This window comes from Anaeromyxobacter soli (genome assembly GCF_022808855.1).
Classification (GTDB): Bacteria; Myxococcota; Myxococcia; order Myxococcales; family Anaeromyxobacteraceae; genus Anaeromyxobacter; species Anaeromyxobacter soli.
The window spans coordinates 18056-37366 of record NZ_JAKZLF010000001.1 but is presented as its reverse complement, the minus strand read 5'-3'; the positions used below and the strand labels follow the sequence as shown (position 1 = coordinate 37366).

Below are 19311 nucleotides of genomic sequence, written 5' to 3'. Positions count from 1 at the left end.
AACGCCGCGCCGCGACCTCTTCCGCCGAACCGGCCGGAGAGGTTGCCCCCGACAGGCGACGTTCTCCGGCCCCAACGAAACAGGAGCCAGGAGACCGCATGTCGACAGATTCCCCCGAACAACGGACCGTTTCTTCCCAAGCCAGCACGAGCTCAGCCGCCGATCGTTCCCACCGCAGCTCAGAAGCGAGCAAACCCCAGGGTTCCCGTCGCGAGGGCGGCGGAGAAAGCGTTGCCGTGAGAGACGCCGACAGGGTCATCATCTTCGACACCACGCTGCGCGACGGCGAGCAGTCGCCCGGGGCGTCGATGAACCTGGGGCAGAAGCTCCAGGTCGCGCGGGCCCTGCGGGATCTGGGCGTCGACGTCATCGAGGCCGGGTTCGCGGCCGCCTCGCCGGGGGATCTCGAGGCCATCCAGGCCGTATCGCGCGAGGTCGAGGGCCCCAGCATCGCGAGCCTCGCCCGCTGCACGCGGGGCGACATCGACGCCGCGTGGAAGGGCCTGCAGGACGCCCCGCGCCGCCGCTGCCACGTGTTCCTGGCCACCTCGCCCATCCACCGTGACTTCAAGCTGAAGCTCGCGAAGGACGAGATCATCCGCCGCGCGGTGGACGGCGTGAAGCTCGCGCGCGAGCGCTTCGACGACGTCGAGTTCTCCACCGAGGACGCCGCCCGCACGGAGCTCGAGTTCCTCGCCGAGGTGGTCGAGCGGGTGATCGAGGCCGGCGCCGGCACGGTGAACATCCCGGACACGGTGGGGTACGCGCTGCCGACCACCTACGCGGACACCCTCCGTTACCTGAAGCAGCACGTGCGCGGCATCGACGGCGTGGTCATGTCGGTGCACTGCCACAACGACCTGGGCCTCGCGGTGGCCAACAGCCTCGCGGGTGTCATGGCGGGGGCGCGCCAGGTCGAGTGCACCATCAACGGCATCGGCGAGCGCGCCGGCAACGCCTCCCTCGAGGAGGTCGTGATGGCGTTCCGCACCCGGCAGGACGTCCTCGGCGTGCGCACGGGCGTGAAGACGGAGCGCCTCTACCCGACGAGCAGGCTGGTCTCGCAGGTGACCGGCCTCCACGTGCAGCGCAACAAGGCGATCGTCGGCCAGAACGCGTTCGCCCACGAGGCCGGCATCCACCAGCACGGGATGCTCACCCACCGTGAGACCTACGAGATCATGCGCCCCGAGGAGGTCGGCTTCACGAAGAGCCAGCTCGTCCTCGGCAAGCACTCGGGCCGGCACGCGCTGAAGGAGCGGCTCGTGGCGCTCGGCTACGTGCTCGAGGACGCCGCGGTGGACAAGGTCTTCCAGGACTTCAAGGTCCTTGCCGACAAGAAGAAGGACATCTACGACGCCGACATCGAGGCGCTCGTCGTCCACGGCCAGATGCTCGCCCAGGGCGGCCGCGCCTGGGAGCTCGAGGCGCTGTCGACGACCTCCGGCACGGGCACGCTCCCGGTCGCCTCGATCGCGCTCCGCTCGCGCGGCGGCGAGCAGCGCCGCGAGGCGGCCACCGGCGACGGGCCGGTCGACGCCGTCTACCGCGCCATCGAGAAGATCACCGGCATCCCGGTGAAGCTGCGCGACTACCAGATCGTGAGCGTCTCGACGGGCGAGGACGCGCAGGGCGAGGTGTCGATCGAGGTCGAGCACGCGTCCGGCGTCTACCGCGGCCGGGCGCTCTCGACCGACATCGTCGAGGGGTCGGCGCGCGCGTTCCTCGACGTCGTGAACCGCATCGCGCTGAAGACGCCGGCGACCGACGAGGCCCGCCGCGAGGAGATGGGTACCGTCTGATGACCGCCGCCACCGACGCGCGCCGCGCGCGCACGCTGTTCGAGAAGGTCTGGGACGCCCACGTCGTCCGCGCCGAGACGCCGGAGACGCCCGCCGTCCTCTACGTCGACCTCCACCTCATGCACGAGGTGACGAGCCCGCAGGCGTTCTCCATGCTGCGGGAGCGGAGCCTCAAGGTCCGGCGCCCCGACCGCACGCTCGCCACCACCGACCACTCCACCCCGACGCTCCCGCGGCTGCCCGACGGCCGCTGGCCGTTCTACGACGCGCAGAACGAGGCCCAGGTCGCGCAGATCGAGCGGAACGCGCGCGACTTCGGCGTGGAGCTCCACGGCCTCGGCGATCCGCAGCAGGGCGTCGTGCACGTCTTCGGGCCGGAGATGGGGGCGACGCAGCCGGGCATGACGGTGGTCTGCGGCGACAGCCACACCGCCACCCACGGCGCCTTCGGCGCGCTCGCCTTCGGCATCGGGACGTCCGAGGTCGGCCACGTCCTCGCGACGCAGTGTCTCCTCCAGCGCAAGCCGCGCTCGCTCGCCATCCGCGTGGAGGGGGCCCTGCAGCCGGGCGTCACCGCGAAGGACCTCGTCCTCGCGATCATCGCCCAGATCGGCGTGGGCGGCGGCACGGGGCACGTGATGGAGTTCACGGGCCCGGCGGTGCGCGCGCTCACCATGGAAGGGCGCATGACCCTCTGCAACATGGCGATCGAGGGCGGCGCCCGGGCCGGGATGATCGCGCCCGACGACGTCACGTTCCAGTGGCTCGCCGGGAAGCCCCGCGTCCCGCAGGGCGCCGCGTTCGAGGCGGCGGTGGCGCGCTGGCGAAGGCTCCCGACGGACGACGGCGCGGTCTACGACCGGGAGGTGACGGTGGACGTCTCGCGCCTCGAGCCGATGGTCACCTTCGGCACGAACCCGGCGCAGGGCATCCCCGTCACCGGGCGCATCCCGGATCCGGGGGCAGAGAAGGATCCCGCCGCGCGCGCGACGCTCGAGAGCGCGCTCCGCTACATGGCGCTCACGCCGGGGAAGCCCATCCTCGGGCAGAAGATCGACGTGGTGTTCGTGGGGAGCTGCACGAACGGCCGGCTCGAGGATCTGCGCGAGGCGGCGAGGGTGATGCGCGGCCGCAAGGTGAGGACGCGGACGCTCGTCGTGGCGGGCTCCCACGCCGTGAAGAAGGCGGCGGAGGCGGAGGGGCTCGACCGGATCTTCCGCGACGCGGGCGCCGAGTGGCGCGAGCCGGGCTGCTCGATGTGCCTCGCCATGAACGGCGACATGCTCGAGCCCGGCCAGTACTGCGTCTCGACGTCGAACCGGAACTTCGAGGGGCGCCAGGGGCCCGGCGGGCGGACGCTGCTCGCGAGCCCGGCGACGGCGGCGGCGGCGGCGGTGTCCGGCGCGGTCGCCGATCCGCGGCGGCTGGTGGAGGGCTAGGACCATGGAACCGATCCGCACCATCGAGAGCCGCACGGTCGTCATCCCGCGCGAGAACATCGACACCGATCAGATCATCCCGGGGCGCTTCCTCAAGGTCACCGACAAGCAGGGGCTCGGGAAGGCGCTCTTCTCCGACTGGCGCTACGACGCCGGCGGGAAGCCGCGGCCCGAGTTCGTGCTGAACCTCCCCGAGGCGCAGGGCTGCACCGTCCTCGTCGCGGGCGACAACTTCGGCTGCGGCTCGTCGCGCGAGCACGCGCCGTGGGCGCTCGTCGACCACGGCATCCGCGCGGTCGTCTCGACGCGCATCGCCGACATCTTCCGCAACAACGCCCTCAAGAACGGGCTCGTCCCGGTCGTGCTCGATCCCGCGAGCCACGCGAAGCTGCTCGCGGCGCCGGGCGCGAAGGTCCGCATCGACATCTCCTCGCAGACGGTCGCGCTGCCCGACGGCACGACCGCCTCGTTCCCCCTCGACGGGTTCGCGAAGTACTGCCTGCTGAACGGCGTCGACGAGCTCGGCTTCCTGCTCTCGCAGGAGGAGGCCATCGCGGCGTTCGAGTCGAAGGTATAGCGGCGGGCGCCTCGCCCCGGCGCTCGCCGGGGCGGGGAGGGCCCGCCGTCTCCGTCTCGCGAGCTGCGGTCTCACACGGAACGTAAAGCGCTTCACGAGGAAGACATGGCCAAGGAGAAGATCACGGGCGCGATGGCGGTTCGCCGCGCGCTCGAGGCCGAGGGCGTCGACTACGTCTTCGGCATGCCCGGCGGGACGATCCTGCCGATCTACGACGCGATGTGGGGGTGCGAGCGCCCGAAGCAGGTGCTCATCCGCCACGAGCAGGTGGGCGGGCACGCGGCGGAGGGGTACGCGCACGCGACCGGGAAGGTCGGCGTGTGCTTCGGGACGTCCGGCCCCGGCGCGACGAACCTCGTCACCGCGATCGCCGACGCGTACATGGACTCGGTCCCGCTCGTCGCCATCACGGGCAACGTCGCGACCTCGCTCATCGGGTCCGACGCCTTCCAGGAGGCGGACATCACGGGCATCACGATGCCCATCACGAAGCACAACTGGCTCGTGACCGACGTGCACGACCTGCCGCGCATCCTCAAGGAGGCGTTCTACGTCGCGCGCACCGGGCGGCCGGGCCCGGTGCTCGTGGACATCCCGAAGGACATCCAGAACACCGAGTTCGAGTTCGAGTACCCGGAGACCGTCGAGATCCCCGGCTACCACCCGCCCGTGCGCGAGGAGCCGCGGCTCAAGGACGCCGCGGTGCTCATCCGCGGCGCGACGCGCCCGATCATCTACCTCGGCGGCGGCGTCCGGATCTCGGACGCGCACAAGGAGGTCTCGGCCTTCGCGGAGCTCGTGGGGGCGCCGGTCGTCACGACCGTGCACGGGAAGGGCGCCTTCCCCGAGACGAGCTCGCAGTGCCTCGGCATGTTCGGCATGCACGGCTCGCGGTACGCGAACTACGCCGTGCAGTACTCGGACCTCATCATCGCGCTCGGCGCGCGCTTCGACGACCGCGTCACGGGCAAGCTCTCGACCTTCGCGCCCGAGGCGAAGATCGTCCACCTCGACATCGACCCCGCCGAGATCTCGAAGCTCGTCACCGCGACGGTCCCGCTCGTCGGCGACCTGAGGCGGCTCCTGCCGCAGCTCACCGACGAGGTGCGCCGCGCGGAGGCCGCGCACGGCAAGCCCGACCTCTCGGCGTGGTGGAAGCGGATCGACGAGTGGAGGAAGAAGTACCCGCTCAAGTACGAGCAGGACGGGCAGAAGTACCTGCTCCCGCAGTACGTCGTCGACACGCTCTGGAAGAAGACGGGCGGGAAGGCCATCGTCACGACCGGCGTCGGCGAGCACCAGATGTTCGCGGCGCAGTGGTGGCGGACCTCCGAGCCGCGCCAGTTCATCACCTCGGGCGGCCTCGGCACGATGGGCTTCTGCCTCCCGTCGGCGATCGGCGCCCAGCTCGGCCGGCCCGGCGAGCTCGTGATCGGCATCGACGGCGACGGCTCGTTCCAGATGACGCTGCAGGACCTCGCGACCGCGGTGGACCTCGAGCTGCCGATCAAGATCTTCGTCCTCAACAACCTGTTCCTCGGCATGGTCCGGCAGTGGCAGGAGCTCTTCTACGAGCGCCGCTTCGCGCAGACGCCGCTCACGGATCGCCCCGATCTCGTGAAGCTCGCGGACGCGTACGGCTGCCTCGGGCTCCGCGCGCGCACGCCCGAGGAGCTGGACCAGGTCATCGATCAGGCGCTCGCGAACTCGAAGGGCCCGACCATCGTCGACGTCCGGGTCCGCCGTCAGGAGAAGGTGTTCCCGATGGTGCCGGCCGGCGCCCCCTTGAACGACATGATCGACGGCGGAGGTGACTAGGATGGAACGCACCGAAGAGAAGCCCAACGGGTCCACCCACACCATCAGCCTCCTCGTCGAGAACAAGCCGGGCGTGCTCCACCGCATCTCCGGCCTCTTCTCGCGGCGCGGGTACAACATCGCGAGCCTCACCGTCGGACCGACGGAGCGGCCCGAGTACTCGCGCATGACCATCGTCGTGCGCCTGGGCTCGAAGACCGTCGAGCAGGTGGTGCGGCAGGTCCAGAAGCTCGTCCCCGTCGTCGAGGTCCGCGAGCTCTCGGCGGCGGACCTCATCGAGCGCGAGCTCATGCTCGTGAAGATCCACACCCCGGAGCGCAACCACGCCGAGCTCCGGGCGCTCGCCGAGACCTACGAGGCGACCATCGTGGACGTCTCGCCCGACGCGCTCGTCGTCGAGGCGAGCGGCAACGCCGGGAAGCTCGACGCGCTCGAGGACCGGCTGCGCCCCTTCGGAATCCAGGAGATCTGCCGCTCCGGACGCATCGCCCTCGAGCGCGGTTTCAAGACGCTCGCTCCCCCCAATCTCAAGTAGCGAGGAACCAAGAATGGCTGCCACCATCTATTACGACAAGGACGCGAACCTCGACCTGCTCAAGAAGCGCAAGGTCGCCGTGATCGGCTACGGCTCGCAGGGCCACGCCCACGCGCTCAACCTCCGCGACTCCGGGGTCGACGTCCGCGTCGGCCTCGGCGCGGGCTCGCGCTCGAAGGCGAAGGCCGAGGGCGCCGGGCTGCGCGTCGTCTCCGTGGCGGAGGCCGCCCGCGAGGCCGACGTCATCATGGTCCTCATCCCGGACCAGACGCAGAAGAAGGTCTACGACGAGGAGATCGCGCAGCACATGACGAAGGGGAAGGCGCTCCTCTTCGCGCACGGGTTCAACGTGCACTTCGGCCAGATCCGCGCCGCCGAGGGCGTGGACGTGCTCCTCGTCGCGCCGAAGGGGCCGGGCCACATGGTGCGCCGGCAGTACCAGGACGGCCGCGGCATCCCCGGCCTCATCGCCGTCCACCAGGACGCGAGCGGCCAGGCCAAGGCCGTCGGGCTCGCGTACGCGCGGGGGATCGGCTGCACGCGCGCCGGCGTCCTCGAGACGACCTTCAAGGAGGAGACGGAGACCGACCTGTTCGGCGAGCAGGCGGTCCTCTGCGGCGGCGCCTCGGCGCTCGTGAAGGCGGGCTTCGAGGTGCTCACCGAGGCGGGCTACCAGCCGGAGAGCGCCTACTTCGAGTGCCTGCACGAGCTGAAGCTCATCGTCGACCTGATGTACGAGGGTGGGCTCGCCTGGATGCGTCACTCCATCTCGGACACCGCCGAGTACGGCGACTACACCCGCGGCCCGCGCGTGGTGACGAGCCAGACGAAGGAGGAGATGCGGAAGATCCTGCGCGAGATCCAGAGCGGCCAGTTCGCGAAGGAGTTCATCATCGAGAACCAGGTCGGGCGGCCCATGTTCGACAAGATGCGCGAGGCCGAGGCCCAGCATCCCATCGAGGAGGTGGGCAAGCGCCTGCGCGACATGATGAGCTGGATCCGCGAGGCCAAGAAGGACTCCTCGGACCCCAACGCGAGGTAGGGGAGGGTGGGCGCCGGGCGCGGCGGCGGGTCCCTCCCTCGCCGTCGCGGCCCCGGCGCACCGCCGCGTTTGACTTCGCTCGTGAAATCCTTATCCTACAGCGTCTTTTCGGCCCCGCTCCCGGGGCCTCGTCCTTTGAGGCCACCTGGGGAGCGACGGCGACCGTAGTGGAGGAGCATGGCGATCCAGCAGCGAGACAGCCGAGGGGGAGGGAACCGGGACGCGCGCACCAACCGCCGCATCAAGGCGCGTGAGGTCCGTGCGATCGGTCCCGAAGGCGAGCAGCTCGGTGTGCTTCCGATCGAGCAGGCATTGGCGCGGGCGCAGGAGCTGGGGATGGACCTCGTCGAGGTCAGCCCCATGGCCAAGCCGCCAGTCTGCAAGATCATGGACTACGGCAAGTTCAAGTACCTCGAGAAGAAGAAGCAGAACGAGGCCAAGAAGAAGCAGGTCGTCGTCCAGCTCAAGGAAGTGAAGCTCCGCCCGCGCACCGAGGAGCACGACTACGCGACCAAGATCAAGAAGGTCCGCGAGTTCCTCGCCGAGTCGAACAAGGCGCGCATCACGGTGACCTTCCGCGGCCGCGAGATGTCGCACCGCGAGCTCGGGCAGAAGGTGCTCCAGCGGATCATCGAGGACCTGCGCGAGGTGGCGGTGATCGAGGCGGCGCCCCGCATGGAAGGGCGCCAGATGTTCATGATCCTCGCCCCGAACCCGAGGATGCTCCAGGCCCAGCGCGACCGCGCCAAGGCCGCCGCCCAGGCCGGTCCGGCCGCCGGGGCGCAGCCCGGCGAGGCCCCCGCGCCCGCCCCTCAGCCCGCGCCGCCCCCGGCGGCGGCGCCGGCGCCGAACCCGGACGGCCCGCGGTAGGCCGAACCGATCTCCGTGCGCGGCGCGAGACCGGAAAGGTCCGTCGCCGGGCACGATGCACGAAGGAACGAAGGAAATGCCCAAGCTGAAGACGAAGAGCGGCGCGAAGAAGCGCTTCATCCCGAAGAAGAGCGGCAAGGTGAAGTTCCGCCGCGCCGGCGTCCGCCACCTCGCGACGTTCGGGAAGACGAAGAAGCAGAAGGTCCATCTCCGGGGCACGGACCACCTGTCCCCGATGGACGAGAAGAAGATCAAGGAGTGCTTCCCGTACGCCCGCTAGGGCGCCGGGAGCCGTAACGCCCAAGCGGGGTCCACAAGAGTGCACGGGGCGTCACGAGGAGTGACGGACCGCGGCGCCTCCCGCCGGCAGGAGAAGGAAGATGCGCGTCAAGAAGGGATTCAAGGCTCGCCGTCGTCGTAACCGCGTCCTGAAGCTGGCGAAGGGCTTCCGCGGCCGCCGCAAGAACTGCTACCGCCGCGCGAACCAGGCCGTCGAGCGCGCGCTCGACTACGCCACGCGCGACCGCCGCCAGAAGCGCCGCGACTTCCGCGCGCTCTGGATCGTCCGCATCAACGCCGCCGCCCGCCAGAACGGCACGACGTACTCGCGGCTCGTCGCGGGGCTCAAGAAGGCGGGCATCGCCATCGACCGCAAGATCCTCGCGGATCTCGCGCTCGCGCTGCCCGGCGACTTCGCGGCCGTCGTCAAGTCCGCCCGGGCATAGGGGAGGGGCCTTGGCCGACCTCCTCGGACAGCTCGAGGCGCTCGCGAAGGGCGCCCGAGAGGCCGTCGGCTCCGCAGCCGACGAGAAGGCGCTCGAGGATCTCCGCGTCCGCTTCCTCGGCAAGAAGGGCGAGCTCTCCGCGGTCCTCCGCGGCATGGGCGCGCTCCCCGCCGAGGAGCGGCCGCGGGTCGGCGAGGTCGCGAACCGCGTCCGGGACGAGGTCGAGGCGCTCCTCGCCGGCGCGAAGTCCCGGCTCGACGCCCGGAAGCTCGAGGCCGAGCTCGCCGGGCCCCCCATCGACGTGACGCTCCCGGGCCGGCGGGTCCTGCCGCGCGGCCACCGTCACCCGATCACCCGCGCGACCGAGGACATCTCGGCCATCTTCGCGCGCCTCGGCTACGAGGTCGCGAGCGGGCCGGAGATCGAGCTCGACTGGTTCAACTTCGAGGCGCTGAACATCCCGCCGGATCACCCCGCGCGGGACATGCAGGACACCTTCTACGTGGAGGCGTCCACGCTCGGTGACGGTGCGCCCGACGGCAGCGTGCTGCTCCGGACGCACACCTCCCCGGTGCAGATCCGGGCCATGCAGCGCCTCGGCGTCCCGCCGGTGCGGATCATCTGCCCGGGGCGCGTGTACCGCTCCGACTACGACCAGACCCACTCGCCCATGTTCCACCAGGTCGAGGGGCTCTGCGTCGGCGAGGGGATCACCTTCGCCGATCTGAAGGGCACGCTCGCCGCGTTCGCGCGCGCGTACTTCGGCGAGGGCACCCGAACCCGGTTCCGGCCGAGCTACTTCCCGTTCGTCGAGCCCGGCGCCGAGGTCGACGTCTCCTGCTCCATCTGCGGCGGCACCGGTCGGATCCCGGTGCGAGCGCAGGGGCAGGCGGGTGAGCCTGCCCAGACGCGGCGCTGCGGGACGTGCAAGGAGACCGGCTGGCTCGAGGTGCTCGGCGCCGGCATGGTCCACCCGAAGGTCCTCGAGAACGGCGGCTTCGACCCGAAGCGCTACAGCGGCTTCGCGTTCGGGATGGGCGTCGAGCGGATGGCGATGCTCCGCTACGGCATCGACGACCTGCGCCTCTACTTCGAGAACGACCTGCGCTTTCTCGAGCAGTTCTGAGCCCTCGGCATGCGGATCTCTCTCAAGTGGCTCTCGGAGTACGTGGACCTCGGCAGCCTCGCCGGGGGGGCGCAACAGGGCGCCCCGCTCGCTCCGGCGCAGCCACGGTCGGCCGCGCCCGTGCTGGCCGCCGCGGACGAGGTGGCGCGCCGGCTGACCGCCGTGGGCTTCGAGGTCGAGGCCGTCGAGCGGGTCGGCCAGGGGCTCGCCGGGGTGGTCGCGGCGCGGATCCTCGCCTCCGAGAAGCACCCGAACGCCGAGAAGCTCTCCGTCACGAAGATCGACGCGGGCCAGGGCGAGCCGCTCCAGATCGTCTGCGGCGCGAAGAACTACCAGGTCGGCGACGTCGTCCCGCTCGCCACCGTCGGCACGACGCTGCCGGGCGGGACCCGGATCGAGAAGGCGAAGCTCCGCGGCGTCGAGTCGTTCGGGATGCTCTGCTCGGCCCGCGAGCTCGGGCTCTCCGAGGACGCGAGCGGGCTCCTCATCCTCGACCGTGGCCTCGCGCCGGGCACGCCGATCGCGGACGCGCTCGGGCTCGAGGACGTGCTCCTCGAGGTGAACGTCACGCCGAACCGGCCGGACGCGCTCTCGCACGTCGGCCTCGCCCGCGAGGTCGCGGCGATCCTGGGCCAGGAGGTGCGGCTCCCCCGCCCCGCGCTGCGCGAGGCGGGCGCGCCGGCGGCCGAGGCGGTGAAGGTCCGGATCGAGGCGCCGGAGAAGTGCGCCCGCTACGCCGCGCGCGTGGTCGAGGGCGTGAAGATCGGCCCGTCGCCGCAGTGGCTCGCGCGCAGGCTCGAGGCGTGCGGGGTCCGCTCGATCTCGAACGTGGTCGACGCGACCAACTTCGCGCTGCTCGAGCTCGGCCACCCGCTCCACGCGTTCGACCTCGACAAGGTGGCCGGCCACGAGATCGTCGTCCGGACCGCCCGGCCCGGCGAGAAGATCGTCACGCTCGACGGGAAGGAGCGGGCGCTCGAGCCCGACGATCTCCTCATCGCCGATCGCGATCGCGGCAGCGCGCTCGCGGGTGTGATGGGCGGGGGCGACTCGGAGATCTCCGCGGGCACGACCCGCGTGCTCGTCGAGTCCGCCTGGTTCGCGCCGAGCGGGATCCGCCGCACCTCGCGGCGGCACGGCCTCAAGACCGAGGCCTCCTACCGGTTCGAGCGGGGCGCCGATCCGGGGATGGTGATCCCGGCGCTCGATCGCTGCGCGGCGCTCATCGCGGAGCTCGCCGGCGGGACCGTGCGGCCCGGGATCGTCGACGCCCACCCGCGCCCGCACCAGGCGCCGGCGGTGCGCCTCCGCTGGCGCAGGCCCGCCGAGCTGCTCGGCATCGACGTGGCGCGCGACGAGGTGCGCCGCATCCTCGCCGGCCTCGGGTTCGAGGAGCGCGCGAGCGACGCGGACGGGGCCACGTTCGGGGTGCCGAGCTGGCGCGTCGACGTGTCGCTCGAGGAGGATCTCGTCGAGGAGATCGTCCGCACGAAGGGCTACGACGCCATCCCCGAGACGCTGCCCGCCAACGCGGTCCGCACGCCGGTCGAGCCGGCGGACGCGCAGGTGACCGCGCGCGCCCGGGAGGCGCTCGAGGCGGCGGGCTTCGCCGAGGCGGTGAACTTCAGCTTCGTGGCGGAGCGCGACCTCGCGCCCTTCGCGGATCCCGCGGCGACCGCGCTCCGGCCCATCGCGCTCAAGAACCCGATCAGCGCCGACCTGGCGGTGATGCGGACGAGCCTCGTGCCGTCGCTCCTCCGCAACGCCTCCACCAACCGTCGCCAGCGCGTCGAGGACGTGCGGCTCTACGAGATCGCCCGCGTGTATCGCCCCGCCCCGGCGGGCGCGCCGGCGCCGGCCGCCGAGGAGGGGGAGCTCGCAGGCGTGCTCGTCGGCCGCCGGAGCCCGACCGGGTGGGCGGGCGGATCGGACCCCGTCGACTTCCACGACGCGAAGGCCGCCGTCGCGGCCGTGCTCGAGGCGCTCGGCATCGACGCGCGCTGGCGGGCGCGCGGCGGAGCGTGGCTCCACCCGCGGCTCTCCGCCGAGGTGCTCGGCGCCGACGATGCGCCGCTCGGCGAGGTCGGCGAGCTCCACCCGCGCGTCGCCGAGGCGTTCGAGCTGCCGCGCGGCGTGCTCGCGTTCCGTCTCTCCGGCGCCGCGCTCGTGCGGGGCGCGCGGCTCGTGCCGCGCTACGCCGGGATCCCCCGCTTCCCCGCGGTCCTGCGCGACCTCGCGGTCGTGGTGGCCGAGGGCGTCGAGGCGGGCGCGGTGCTCGCCGCGGTCCGCGAGGAGCCGCTCGTCGAGGACGCGACGCTGTTCGACGTGTATCGCGGTCCCCCCATCCCGGCAGGCAAGAAGAACCTCGCGCTCGCCATCCGCTACCGCGCCCCGGATCGGACGCTCACCGACACCGAGGCGGACGCCGCCCACGCGCGCATCGTCGCGCGCCTGCGCGGCGGGCTCGGCGCGGAGCTCCGGGGGTAGGGCGTGGCCACCCGCCGGCTGCCGCTCGCTGCGCTCGGCTTCGCCGTCGCGGCGGCGCTGTCGTCGTGGAATCCGCTCTCGGCCCCGTTCGGCGTGATCGTCGGCCTCGCGGCCGCCGTCATCGCCGTGCGCGCGCTCGTCGAGGGCTCGAGCCGACCCGCGGCGGCCACGGCGCTCTGCCTTTCGCTCGCCGCGGCGAGCGTGAGCGGGATCGTGCTCGCCCGGACGGCCGGCCTGGGGCGACGCGGACCCAGCGAGAGCATCGTGACAGTCCCGCCCGGGGAGGGTGTCGAGGCCCAGCTCGACGCGGCCGCCGAACGTACCCGTGCGCCCCGGGAAGGGGCACAGCGCGAGCTCCAGACGCTGGAAAAGCGCGAAAGCGCGGCTCCGGCGCGGCCGGGTTCACCCGCTCCCGAGGGGAGCGGCGAGGGAGCGGCACCGGGCGGGGCGGGTCAGCGCTGAAGGTGCGCGTGCGGGTTTGACACCGTTTCTGAAATCAGCTAACGAATTCGACACTTAGCCGACCCGGGAGCGGGAGCGCGACGTGACCAAGGCCGATATCATCGAGAGCGTCTACGAGAAGGTGGGCTTCTCCAAGAAGGAGGCCGCCGAGGTCGTCGAGATGGTCTTTGACACCATCAAGGAGACGCTCGAGCGCGGCGAGAAGATCAAGATCAGCGGCTTCGGGAACTTCATCGTCCGCGAGAAGAAGTCGCGCGTCGGCCGGAACCCGCAGACGGGCGAGGAGATCGAGATCAGCGCCCGGCGAGTGCTCACCTTCCGGCCGAGCCAGGTGCTGAAGAACGCGCTCAACCTGAGCGACATGCCTCCTCCGCCGGTCGCCTAGCGTCCGGAAATCTCGCCTCGTCTTCGCGCCGAAGCTCGGCTGCCGCGCTCCAGCGCGCGCCTCCCGCGCGTGCGTTCGTCCGCGCCGTGCGGGGTGTCGTTCCCGGCGCGAGGGCTCACCGTGTTCCGATGCACCCGGTCCTTCGCTCGCGCCGGGCCCGGACGTGCCCACGTCGGGGCGCTCCCGCGGCGGGCACCCGGAAGCTAGCTTCCCTCCTGGCGAGCGCCGCCTAGGGCAGCGCGAGGGAGGCGACCATGGACCGTTGTGCATGCTGCGGAGGCGCCGTCGGGCCGTATCCGGTGGGACTCAGGTATCGCGGCCGGGAGACGACCTTCTGCTCGTTCGGCTGCGCGGTCGTGCAGGCCGCGCCCGCGTGCTCCGCGTGCGGCGCCAAGATGCTCGGGCGCGGACACGCGGCGGGTGGGCGGCTGTACTGCTCGATCGACTGCGTCCCCGCGCAGGTCGCCGCGAGCGCAGGCTGATTCGCCCGTCGCCGCCGACGTCCCGGCGGCGAGGCGCGCGACTCGCGGCGCGACCCGGCGGACGTCCGCGCGTCGGACCTCCCGGCTACGGTGAGGTCGTGCGCGTGAAGGTCGGAAGGCTCCAGGACATCGAGGACGGGCGTGGGCGGGTCGTCGAGGTGGGCGGCCGCGAGCTCGCGATCTTCCGCCAGGGCGAGCGCGTCTACGCGCTCGACAACGTCTGCCCGCATCGCGGCGCGGCGCTCGCGTCCGGAGACGTGAAGGGCGACACGGTCTTCTGCCCGCTGCACGCGTGGCCCTTCGCGCTCGAGACGGGCGAGTGCTCCGAGTTCCCGGACGTGTGCGTCCAGTCGTTCGACGTGCGCGTCGAGGGCGAGGACGTCGTGGTGGAGCTATAAGAGGGCCATGGCAGCGATCGACTACCCCGACGCCCGCCGCATGCGGCTCGACGTGGAGTTCTACTTCGCCGCGGCGCACCGCCTCCCTCGCTACGAGGGCCCGTGCTTCCGGATGCACGGGCACAACTACCGGTTCTTCGTCGCGCTCGAGGGCGAGGTCGATCCCCGCACCGGGATGATCGCCGACTTCGGCGAGGTGAAGCGCGTCGTGCAGGAGCAGGTGCTCGCGCGCGTCGACCACCGAACGCTGAACGACGTGCTCGAGAACCCCACCGCGGAGAACATCGCGCGGTGGATCTGGGAGGCGCTCGAGCCGCACCTGCCGGGGCTCGCCGAGGTGCGGCTCTACGAGATCCCGGACTCGTGCGTCACCTACCGGGGGCCGCGTGGCCGTTAGGCCAGTCCGGCCGGCGCGGCCCCGCGCCACCGGCGGCGCCGCGCCGCCGGATCCGGCCGCGGCCGCGGAGGCCGTCGAGCGGTTCCTCGACGCGCTCGGGCTGCCCGCCGAGACCCGCGCGTCCGAGGATCTCCAGGGCACGCCCCGGCGCGTGGCGCAGGCCTGGCTCGAGGACCTCGTCGACGGCTACCGGCGCGATCCGGCCGAGCTGCTCGCCGAGGCGATCCCGTCGTCCAGCCGCGATCTCGTCGCCGTGACGGGCATCGCGTTCCACTCGGTCTGCCCGCACCACCTCCTGCCGTCGAGGGGGGTCGCCCACGTCGCCTACCTGCCCGGCGGCAGGGTGGTGGGGTTCGGTCAGCTCGTCCGGCTCGTCGACACCCTCGCCCACCGGCTCCTGCTGCAGGAGGAGCTCTCTCGCGCGATCGCGGACGCGCTCGTCACGCACCTCGGGGCGCGCGGCGCGGCGTGCCTGCTCGACGCGGAGCAGCTCTGCATGACCGTGCGCGGCGAGAAGCGCGGCGGCGCGCGCGCGCACGCGGACGCCTGGGTGGGGGCGCTCGCGCGGGACGGCGCGGCGCGGCGGCGCTTCCTCGCGCTCGCCGGGCGCGCCGGTGCGCCGGCCCGCGGGGCGCGGAGGGCGAGGCGGTGACCGCGAGGACCGCCATCGTCACGGGCGGCGGGCGGGGCATCGGCGCGGCGATCGCGCGGGCGCTCACGGCCCGCGGGGTCGCCGTCACGGTCTTCGCCCGGACGGCAGGTCAGGTGGAGGCGCTCGTGGAGGAGGGCGGCGCGGCCCTCGCCGTGGCGGGGGACGTCTCGCGCGAGGACGACGTGGCCCGCCTCCTCGCGGCGCACGAGCGCGCCCTCGGCCCGGTCGAGCTGCTCGTGAACAACGCCGGCGTGCTCGCGCGCGGGCTCGCCGAGGATCTCACCCCGGCCGCGTTCCGCGAGGTGCTCGAGGTGAACCTCACCGGCGCGTTCCTCTGCGCCCGCGCCGTGATCCCCGGGATGAAGGCGCGGCGGCGCGGCAGGATCGTGAACGTCTGCTCGATCTCCGCCACGCTCGGCACCGCGGCGGCGAGCGCCTACAACGCGTCGAAGTGGGGGCTCGTCGGGCTCACGAAGTGCCTCGCCGAGGAGCTCCGCCCGCACGGCGTGCAGTGCGTCGCCGTGTCGCCGGGCAGCACCGACACCGAGATGCTGAAGGCGACGCCGTTCGCGCCGGTCCTGAGCCCCGAGGACGTCGCGCGGGTCGTGGTGTTCGCGGCGCTCGACGCGCCGGCGGCGATCACGGCCGCGAACCTGGAGGTGTTCGGATGACCGCGCCCGTCGCCGCGGCGCTGGCGGACCTCGCCCGCGCCTTCCCCGCCGAGCGCCTCACGCGCGACCCCGAGCGCCTCGAGGCGTACGGGCGAGACGAGTCCGACCTCGGGGCCTACCCGCCCGACGTCGCGGTGCTCGTCGAGTCCGCCGAGGAGATCCGGGAGGTCTTCCGGATCGCGAGCGCGCACCGCGTGCCGGTCGTGCCGGTGGCGGCGCGCAGCGGCAAGTCGGGCGGCGTGCTGGCGGTGCAGCGCGGGATCGCGGTGTCGCTCGAGCGGATGAACCGGATCCTCGAGATCTCGCCCGAGGACCTCGTGGCCCGTGTCGAGCCCGGCGTCGTGACGGGCCAGCTCCAGGCGGCGGTCGAGGAGCACGGGCTCTTCTACCCCCCGGATCCGAACTCGCTCGAGCTGTGCACCATCGGCGGCAACGTCGCCGAGAACGCGGGCGGGCCGCGCGCGCTCAAGTACGGCGTGACCCGCGAGTACGTCCTCGGGCTCACCGCGGTCGTCCCCACCGGCGAGATCCTGAAGGTCGGCCACCGGAGCATCAAGGGCGTCGCCGGCTACGACCTGACCGGCCTGCTCGTCGGGAGCGAGGGGACGCTCGCGATCGTCACCGAGGTCATGGTGAAGCTCCTGCCGCGCCCGCGCCACGTCTCGACCGCGCTCGTGGTGTTCGACTCGGTCGCGAGCGCGGCGCGCGCCGTCTCCCGCGTGCTCGCGGGCGGGGTGATCCCGCGCTGCCTCGAGCTCCTCGACGACGTCTCGCTCGCCGCCGCGGGCAAGACCTCGCCGTTCCGGTTCCCCGCGGGGGCGGGGGCGGCGCTCCTCGTCGAGACCGACGGCAACGACGAGGAGAGCGTGTTCGCGGAGATCGTCCGGGTCGCCGAGATCGTGCAGGGGGACGCGGCGGGCGAGGTGATCGTCGCGCAGAACGAGGCGCAGCGCCGCGAGGTGTGGGAGACGCGCCGCTACCTGTCGGTCAACCTCAAGACGCTCCACCCGATGAAGCTCTCGGAGGACGTCGCCGTCCCGCGCTCCAAGATCCCGGCGATGGTCGAGCGCGCCAAGGCGATCGGGGCCCGGCACGGCCTCGTCGTCGCGACGTACGGGCACGCCGGCGACGGCAACCTCCACTGCAACGTGCTCTTCGATCGGGCGGAGGAGCGCCCGCGGGTCGATCTCGCGGTCGGGGAGATCCTCCGCGCGGCGGTGGATCTCGGCGGCACCATCACCGGCGAGCACGGCGTCGGCCTCGCGAAGCGCGACTTCCTCGAGTACGAGCAGGGCAGGGAGCTCGTCGCCCTCCAGCGCCGCCTCAAGGCGGTCTTCGATCCGCTCGGAATCCTCAACCCGGGGAAGATGTTCCCGGGCTGAGGGGCCCTCGGACGCGCGGATCCGATCTTCTGATCAGATTGATTGGGGACAAGGACGGTCCACAATCCTCGCGTCATTTCAGGGGGTTAGGTTTGACTTCCCCGGCCCAATCCGGCATGAAGTCAAGGCCGGCCCGGCGCCTACCGCCGGGCCTTCGCTTCGCGCGCACTCTCTGAAAGGACGAAAGGACACATGTCCACGCAAGTTTCCGCGGGAAAGCACACGGTCGAGCAGGTCGAGGCCGTCACCATCCGCTTCGTCGGCGACTCCGGCGACGGCATGCAGCTCACCGGCACTGAGTTCACGCGGGCGAGCGCGCTGGCCGGCAACGACCTCGCGACGTTCCCGGACTACCCCGCGGAGATCCGCGCGCCCGCCGGCTCGCTCTACGGCGTGTCGGGCTACCAGGTGAACTTCGGCGCCCGGGAGATCCACACCCCCGGCGACGCGCCCGACGTGCTGGTCGCGATGAACCCGGCGGCGCTCAAGACGAACCTCGCCGATCTGAAGCCGGGCGGCATGCTGCTCGTGAACGCCGGCGCGTTCACGGCGGGCAACCTCGAGAAGGCCGGCTACAAGACGAACCCGCTCGAGGACGCCGCGCTCACGCAGACGTACAAGCTCGTCCCCGTCGACATGAACAAGCTCACCGAGACCGCGCTCGCGGGCTCGGGGCTGTCGTCGAAGGAGGTCGCGCGCTGCAAGAACTACTTCGCGCTCGGCCTCATGTACTGGCTCTACAGCCGGCCGATCGAGCCGCAGCTCGAGGCGATCCAGCGGAAGTTCGCGAAGAAGCCGGAGTTCGCCTCGGCGAACGCCGCCGTCTTCAAGGCGGGCCACGCCTACGGCGAGACGTCCGAGGTGTTCTACCAGCGGTACCAGGTGCCGGCCTCGAAGCTCGCCGCGGGCACGTACCGCAACGTGACCGGCAACTTCGCCACGGCGCTCGGCTTCGCCACGGTCGCGCGGCTCACCGGCCGGCAGGTGTTCCTCGGCAGCTACCCCATCACGCCCGCCACCGAGATCCTCCAGGAGATGTCGTACTTCAAGGAGCACGGGGTGGTGACGTACCAGGCCGAGGACGAGATCGCGGGCATCGGCTCCGCCATCGGCGCCGCCTTCGGCGGCGCGCTCGCCTGCACCTCCACCTCCGGCCCGGGCCTCGCGCTCAAGACCGAGATGATGGGCCTCGCCGTCATCACCGAGCTGCCGCTCGTCATCGTGAACGTGCAGCGCGGCGGTCCGTCCACGGGCATGCCGACGAAGACCGAGCAGGCGGACCTGCTCATGGCCCTCTTCGGCCGCCACGGCGAGGCGCCCATGCCGGTCCTCGCGGCGCAGAGCCCGGCGGACTGCTTCTGGTCGGCGATCGAGGCGATGAAGATCGCCACGAAGTGGATGACGCCGGTGCTCCTCCTCACCGACGGCTACCTCGGCAACGGCTCGGAGCCGTTCAAGGTCCCGAGCCTCGACGAGCTGCCCAAGCTGCAGGTGAAGTACCAGACCGTCCCGAACTACGCGGACGGCGCGCAGTACATGCCGTACCTGCGCGACGACAAGCTCGTGCGGCCCTGGGCGGTCCCGGGCACGCCGGGTCTCGAGCACCGCGTCGGCGGCCTCGAGAAGGACTCGCTCTCGGGCATGGTGTCGTACGACGGCATGAACCACGAGCGCATGGTGAAGACGCGCGCGCAGAAGATCCGCAACGTGGTGGAGGACGTCCCTGACGTCGAGACGTTCGGCGCGGCGAGCGGGGACCTCCTGCTCGTCTCCTGGGGCGGCACGTTCGGCGCGGTCCGCGGCGCCGCCGAGGAGCTGCAGGCGCGCGGCAAGGCCGTGAGCCACGTGCACCTGCGCTGGCTGAACCCGCTCCCGAAGAACCTCGGCGAGGTGCTGAGGCGCTTCAAGAAGGTGTTCGTGCCCGAGGTGAACGACGGGCAGCTCGCCTTCTACCTGCGCGGCAAGTTCCCGGGGGTCGATCCGCTGCAGTTCAACCGCATCAACGGCAAGCCCATCAAGATCGGCGAGCTCGTGGGCAAGGTCCTCGAGGTCCTCTGAGAG

20 protein-coding genes are annotated in these 19311 nt (G+C 71.9%); all 20 read left to right on the top strand.

Annotation, left to right across the window (positions count from 1 at the left end):
- Positions 1-236 precede the first annotated feature (236 nt).
- The 20 genes from MLV88_RS00205 (at position 237) to MLV88_RS00110 (ending at position 19308) form a co-directional block, all read left to right on the top strand.
- Positions 237-1802: a 2-isopropylmalate synthase gene (locus MLV88_RS00205; RefSeq protein WP_242352392.1), complete on the top strand. Its 1566-nt coding sequence runs from the start codon at positions 237-239 to the stop codon at positions 1800-1802.
- Complete coding sequence (gene leuC / locus MLV88_RS00200) at positions 1802-3241, top strand: 3-isopropylmalate dehydratase large subunit (RefSeq protein WP_242352390.1); 1440 nt, start codon at positions 1802-1804, stop codon at positions 3239-3241. Before MLV88_RS00205 ends, leuC begins: the two co-directional genes overlap by 1 nt.
- Before the next feature lie 4 nt (positions 3242-3245).
- Positions 3246-3818, top strand: coding sequence for a 3-isopropylmalate dehydratase small subunit (leuD, locus tag MLV88_RS00195; protein ID WP_242335242.1), 573 nt, complete (start codon positions 3246-3248; stop codon positions 3816-3818).
- Positions 3819-3923: 105 nt separating this feature from the next.
- Positions 3924-5636, top strand: coding sequence for a biosynthetic-type acetolactate synthase large subunit (ilvB, locus tag MLV88_RS00190; protein WP_242335239.1), 1713 nt, complete (start codon positions 3924-3926; stop codon positions 5634-5636).
- Between the two features lies 1 nt (position 5637).
- Positions 5638-6171, top strand: a complete 534-nt coding sequence (gene ilvN / locus MLV88_RS00185; protein WP_242335236.1) for an acetolactate synthase small subunit — start codon at positions 5638-5640, stop codon at positions 6169-6171.
- Positions 6172-6184: 13 nt separating this feature from the next.
- Positions 6185-7213: a ketol-acid reductoisomerase gene (gene ilvC / locus MLV88_RS00180; RefSeq protein WP_242335233.1), complete on the top strand. Its 1029-nt coding sequence runs from the start codon at positions 6185-6187 to the stop codon at positions 7211-7213.
- A 177-nt stretch (positions 7214-7390) separates the two neighbouring features.
- Complete coding sequence (infC, locus tag MLV88_RS00175) at positions 7391-8083, top strand: translation initiation factor IF-3 (RefSeq protein ID WP_243336534.1); 693 nt, start codon at positions 7391-7393, stop codon at positions 8081-8083.
- A gap of 76 nt (positions 8084-8159) precedes the next feature.
- Positions 8160-8363, top strand: coding sequence for a 50S ribosomal protein L35 (gene rpmI / locus MLV88_RS00170; protein WP_242340039.1), 204 nt, complete (start codon positions 8160-8162; stop codon positions 8361-8363).
- A gap of 100 nt (positions 8364-8463) precedes the next feature.
- Positions 8464-8808: a 50S ribosomal protein L20 gene (gene rplT / locus MLV88_RS00165; protein WP_242340038.1), complete on the top strand. Its 345-nt coding sequence runs from the start codon at positions 8464-8466 to the stop codon at positions 8806-8808.
- 10 nt (positions 8809-8818) lie between these two features.
- Positions 8819-9934: a phenylalanine--tRNA ligase subunit alpha gene (gene pheS, locus MLV88_RS00160; protein ID WP_242356931.1), complete on the top strand. Its 1116-nt coding sequence runs from the start codon at positions 8819-8821 to the stop codon at positions 9932-9934.
- A gap of 9 nt (positions 9935-9943) precedes the next feature.
- Positions 9944-12421: a phenylalanine--tRNA ligase subunit beta gene (gene pheT / locus MLV88_RS00155; RefSeq protein WP_243336531.1), complete on the top strand. Its 2478-nt coding sequence runs from the start codon at positions 9944-9946 to the stop codon at positions 12419-12421.
- 3 nt (positions 12422-12424) lie between these two features.
- Positions 12425-12883: a hypothetical protein gene (locus MLV88_RS00150; protein WP_242340036.1), complete on the top strand. Its 459-nt coding sequence runs from the start codon at positions 12425-12427 to the stop codon at positions 12881-12883.
- An 82-nt stretch (positions 12884-12965) separates the two neighbouring features.
- Positions 12966-13268: an integration host factor subunit alpha gene (locus tag MLV88_RS00145; protein WP_242340035.1), complete on the top strand. Its 303-nt coding sequence runs from the start codon at positions 12966-12968 to the stop codon at positions 13266-13268.
- Positions 13269-13522: 254 nt separating this feature from the next.
- Positions 13523-13750, top strand: coding sequence for a hypothetical protein (locus tag MLV88_RS00140; protein ID WP_242340034.1), 228 nt, complete (start codon positions 13523-13525; stop codon positions 13748-13750).
- A gap of 104 nt (positions 13751-13854) precedes the next feature.
- Positions 13855-14148, top strand: a complete 294-nt coding sequence (nirD, locus tag MLV88_RS00135) for a nitrite reductase small subunit NirD (protein WP_242356935.1) — start codon at positions 13855-13857, stop codon at positions 14146-14148.
- Positions 14149-14155: 7 nt separating this feature from the next.
- Positions 14156-14545, top strand: a complete 390-nt coding sequence (gene queD, locus MLV88_RS00130; protein ID WP_242340032.1) for a 6-carboxytetrahydropterin synthase QueD — start codon at positions 14156-14158, stop codon at positions 14543-14545.
- Positions 14535-15197 (top strand): GTP cyclohydrolase I, encoded by a 663-nt coding sequence (gene folE, locus MLV88_RS00125; protein WP_243336530.1) that lies wholly within the window; start codon positions 14535-14537, stop codon positions 15195-15197. Before queD ends, folE begins: the two co-directional genes overlap by 11 nt.
- Entirely contained in the window at positions 15194-15868 is a 675-nt protein-coding gene (locus MLV88_RS00120) for an SDR family NAD(P)-dependent oxidoreductase (RefSeq protein WP_243336529.1), read from the top strand. Before folE ends, MLV88_RS00120 begins: the two co-directional genes overlap by 4 nt.
- Positions 15865-17250: an FAD-binding oxidoreductase gene (locus tag MLV88_RS00115; RefSeq protein ID WP_243336526.1), complete on the top strand. Its 1386-nt coding sequence runs from the start codon at positions 15865-15867 to the stop codon at positions 17248-17250. Before MLV88_RS00120 ends, MLV88_RS00115 begins: the two co-directional genes overlap by 4 nt.
- A 192-nt stretch (positions 17251-17442) precedes the next feature.
- Positions 17443-19308 (top strand): 2-oxoacid:acceptor oxidoreductase subunit alpha, encoded by a 1866-nt coding sequence (locus tag MLV88_RS00110; protein ID WP_242340028.1) that lies wholly within the window; start codon positions 17443-17445, stop codon positions 19306-19308.
- The last annotated feature ends 3 nt before the right edge of the window (positions 19309-19311 follow it).

Coding starts and splice junctions, on each gene's coding strand:
- rplT (WP_242340038.1), top strand. CDS start 8,464: ATGCGCGTCAAGAAGGGATTCAAGGCTCGCCGTCGTCGTAACCGCGTC.
- infC (WP_243336534.1), top strand. CDS start 7,391: ATGGCGATCCAGCAGCGAGACAGCCGAGGGGGAGGGAACCGGGACGCG.
- MLV88_RS00110 (WP_242340028.1), top strand. CDS start 17,443: ATGTCCACGCAAGTTTCCGCGGGAAAGCACACGGTCGAGCAGGTCGAG.
- leuC (WP_242352390.1), top strand. CDS start 1,802: ATGACCGCCGCCACCGACGCGCGCCGCGCGCGCACGCTGTTCGAGAAG.
- ilvC (WP_242335233.1), top strand. CDS start 6,185: ATGGCTGCCACCATCTATTACGACAAGGACGCGAACCTCGACCTGCTC.
- ilvN (WP_242335236.1), top strand. CDS start 5,638: ATGGAACGCACCGAAGAGAAGCCCAACGGGTCCACCCACACCATCAGC.
- MLV88_RS00140 (WP_242340034.1), top strand. CDS start 13,523: ATGGACCGTTGTGCATGCTGCGGAGGCGCCGTCGGGCCGTATCCGGTG.
- pheT (WP_243336531.1), top strand. CDS start 9,944: ATGCGGATCTCTCTCAAGTGGCTCTCGGAGTACGTGGACCTCGGCAGC.
- leuD (WP_242335242.1), top strand. CDS start 3,246: ATGGAACCGATCCGCACCATCGAGAGCCGCACGGTCGTCATCCCGCGC.
- MLV88_RS00115 (WP_243336526.1), top strand. CDS start 15,865: ATGACCGCGCCCGTCGCCGCGGCGCTGGCGGACCTCGCCCGCGCCTTC.
- queD (WP_242340032.1), top strand. CDS start 14,156: ATGGCAGCGATCGACTACCCCGACGCCCGCCGCATGCGGCTCGACGTG.
- ilvB (WP_242335239.1), top strand. CDS start 3,924: ATGGCCAAGGAGAAGATCACGGGCGCGATGGCGGTTCGCCGCGCGCTC.
- rpmI (WP_242340039.1), top strand. CDS start 8,160: ATGCCCAAGCTGAAGACGAAGAGCGGCGCGAAGAAGCGCTTCATCCCG.